General features: G+C 69.7%; 3 protein-coding genes. 2 read left to right on the plus strand and 1 reads right to left on the minus strand.

The window, feature by feature from the left end; all coding sequences use genetic code 11:
* Nucleotides 1–141: 141 nt before the first annotated feature.
* Nucleotides 142–369: a hypothetical protein gene (locus tag AC08OT_RS19605; RefSeq protein WP_476593652.1), complete on the plus strand. Its 228-nt coding sequence runs from the start codon at nucleotides 142–144 to the stop codon at nucleotides 367–369.
* 365 nt (nucleotides 370–734) lie between these two features.
* Here AC08OT_RS19605 and AC08OT_RS19610 read toward each other — a convergent pair whose 3' ends face one another.
* On the minus strand, nucleotides 735–1733 hold the full coding sequence (locus AC08OT_RS19610) for a class I SAM-dependent methyltransferase (RefSeq protein ID WP_476593651.1): 999 nt from the start codon (nucleotides 1731–1733) through the stop codon (nucleotides 735–737).
* A gap of 929 nt (nucleotides 1734–2662) precedes the next feature.
* On the opposite strand from AC08OT_RS19610, the gene AC08OT_RS19615 reads away from it, so the two are divergent.
* Nucleotides 2663–3337, plus strand: coding sequence for a DUF1360 domain-containing protein (locus tag AC08OT_RS19615; protein ID WP_476593650.1), 675 nt, complete (start codon nucleotides 2663–2665; stop codon nucleotides 3335–3337).
* The last annotated feature ends 140 nt before the right edge of the window (nucleotides 3338–3477 follow it).

Genomic DNA, 3477 nt, shown 5'->3' on the forward strand with positions numbered 1-3477 from the left:
CCTCGATGCCGCCGTTCGGTTTCTCCGGCGGCACAGACGGACAGACGGACACGGACGGACAGATGGGTAAGAGCGGCCCGTGCGGGAACTGGTACTCCGAAGGATGCGTATCCGCAGACCCCGATGAAGGGAGCCGATCAAATGACCACGACAGCCGAGACCGGGAACGTCACCGGCACGAAGGACGCCCAGTACGACCTGCTGTGGTTCACGGAGAGGTGCCTGAGCAACGCGCTGCGGCTGGCGACCTACATCGGCGACGCCGAGCGCGACGGCGACCAAGAACTGGCGAGCCTGTTCCGCCGGGCGCAAAACGAGAGCCGCAAGGGCGCCGAGGAGGGCAAGCAGCTGCTACGCAACCGGCTCTGACCCGACCCCTCCCCACCTCCTCCGGTGACTTGCCCCGGTGACCTGCCTCCTCCGGTCCGATCAGCGCCTGGATGCTCCCCTTGCCCACCGGGCGCCCGGTACCCCGGGACGGCAGGTGACCGACCGCGGAGACGACCGACCGGTGTACGGTCCGCAGTGTCTTGCCGGTCGGTCGCCACGATCGCCGAGTGCGGTCTCGTCGGGTTTCCCGCACGGGTGCCATGGGCATCATCCCCGGTCAACCCCAACCGAAACCCACGAGGGAACTACGTACTGTAAGTAGATCGGGTGACGGGCGGATCAGGGTGACGGGCGGATCGGTCCGTGTGAGCGGAGCGCGCGAGGTGGCGCCAGACCATGTCGGGTTAGACCATGTCGGGGTCGGCCACGAGGAGGTCGGCCACGACGACGTGGCCGTTGCGCAGCGACTGGCAGTGCCGGACCGGCACCGCCAGCCACCGGGCGAGCGTGAGCAGGTCGTCGTCGCGGCGGACGGTGAAGCCGTGGGCGGCAAGCATCCGACGCATCGCGGCGGGGGTCCATGCCGAGCGGTTGGGTTCGCGGGCCAGGGGATCGGGGCGCCGTGACACGATGGTTAGCACCCGTGCCGCCAGCCGGCCGAGAAGCGCCGAGAGCGTCGGCGTGTGGTAGTGAACGATCAGGCGGCTTCCCGGGGTCGAGCGCCCCGCGACGACCCGGGTCGTGGCGGCGACTTGGCCCCGGGTGAGGTAGGGCACGACACCCTCCCAGATCCAGACCGTCGGCACCGTCGGCCGATGCCCTACCGACGTCAGGGCCGCATCGAGGTCGTCGCGGCTGAAGTCCACCGGCACAAAGCGCGGTGTCGTTCCGGAACGCGGTGTCGTTCCGGAACGCGGTGTCGTTCCCGGCGGCCCCGCCTCCCCGGGCCGATCCGCGTCTCCGAGCCGGTCGAGCTTGTCCCGCTGGGACGCCGGATGATCGACCTCGAATACGGCGACGGCGGCGAGCTCCGGCATCCGCCAGGGCCGCCCGTCCAGGCCCGCGCCGAGAACCACCAGTTGCTCCGCCCGCCGCACCCCCCGATCGCCGACGGCCTCACCGTCGGCCCCGCCGACGGCCTCCCGGAGGGCCTCGTCGATGGCGACGGTACGCGGCACCATCACCTCACCGCAGGCCCGCACCATCTCGAACTCGAGCCGCGCCCCCCACCCCCGCGGCGGGACACCGCCGCGCACCCACTCGACAACGCCCCGTTCGTCGACGCGCAGGAACATCATTGCTGTCGGATCGTCGAACCGGTCGATGGCGATGCGCCCGTGCGCAACGGCCCGCCCCTGGCACACCAGCACCGCGGTCCGGCTCGCGCCCCCGTGACCGCCCATGGGCCGATGTGCCTGCACTCTTCCACGATTGCATGCCACTACCGCGGGGGCACCCACAGGCAAGAAGATGATCATCGACCTGTCGTGCTCGCCATCGGCGGCCATGGCCGGGTGAGCGTGCTGGAAGCCGTGCACATCCATCTCCGCCTCAAGGCCCAGTCCCGCGCACCGCACGACGGCAGGCCGTTCACCGAAAGTGTCGATGGTTGCAGTGAAGCAGGCGGCATCGTGAATCGCGTGCACGACAACGCTGCCTCCGTACCACTACAGTGGGCCGTCCGTTGCCGATCCACCCTGGTCACAGGGGGCGCGCCAGCATGCCCACCGAAGAGACCCACACCAGGTCCGGATGGCAGGATCACTCCAGGAGACCGTCGGCGTTCTCCCACCGTTACGTTCGTCGTTCCCGTCCCGCGCACCGTCTCCCCGGAAAGGGGCCAACACCCTGATGGCCGAGCAGTCCCCCCGTCGCAGCATCGAGTCCTGGGCGCACGAGCTGCCTGTGAGCTTCGTGGAATGCCGCACCATGGGACATCGCTGGCAGCCCCACAGCGCCACCTAGGACCGTGAGGCCCGCGCCTACCACGTCATCCACGCCTGCGACCGCTGCCACACCCAGCGCAAAGCCTGGTGGACCCGCAACGGCGAGGTCACCGCCGCCGGCTACACCTACCCCGAGGGCTATCTCACCCGTGACGTCGGCTATATCGGAGCCGACGGCCGCGGCGTCCTGCGCACCGAGTACCTCACCCGCATGTTCAACACGACCACTCGGCGTGCCAGCGCGAACGGCCACGGGGACGCAGCGCCGGAGTCCTGAACGAGACCCGAACGAAACCCGGTCGACGACCCCGAAAGCTGCGGCAACCCTGAAAGCTGCGGCAACCCCGAAAGCTGCGGCAAACTCGTCCGGGCCTGCCGACGAGAGCATGACCGTTCCTCCTGCCGCGCGGACCCGGGCGGTGGCACCCGGTGGCCTCCGCCGGGCCCGCCGTGGCGGCGGCCGGCGGGGCGTGCTCCGCCTGGTTACCGTCGGAGACGGTGGGCAGGCATCCGACATGACGCATGCCCCGAAAACCGGTGTGCTGGCCCGCCTGACCAACACGGCGCGCCAGGAACAGAGCGAGTACGCGGGCGACGAGCCCCGCCCGCTGCGCGGCTATCTCGCCACCCTGTCGGCGTATAGCGGGTTGTGCGCGGCTCTCGGGCTGATCGGCCGGGTGTCCGATGCGGTCCTGCCCGAGCGGTTCGCGGTCCCCGACCTGATTCTCGTCACGATCGCCACGCACAAGCTGAGCCGCCTTCTCGCCAAGGACCCGGTGACAAGCCCGCTGCGCGCCCCCTTCACCCGCTTCCGCGGCACCGCGGGACCGGCGGAACTCGCCGAGGAGGTCCGCGAGCACCCCCCGGCCCGGCACAGCGTGGGTGAGCTACTCACCTGCCCGTTCTGCACCGCGCAGTGGGTGGCCACCGGCTTCGTCTTCGGCCTGGTCGTCGTGCCTCGGCCGACGCGGCTCGCCGCATCCGTCTTCACGGTGGTCACCGGCTCCGACCTACTTCAGCTTGTCTACGCGAACGCGCAACAACAGGCCACCAGGGGCTGACCATTCTCTCCCGGGTTATGGGTTATTGCACCCAGATCACGGGAAATGGTGGCGCGGTGATGATATGTGTACGCGCATGCGCACGCGCGTACACCTGCGCGTGCATACTCCAGAAGAATCGGGTCCGGTCCCATCGTAAG

It is taken from the genome of Frankia sp. CgJB1 (genome assembly GCF_977947065.1).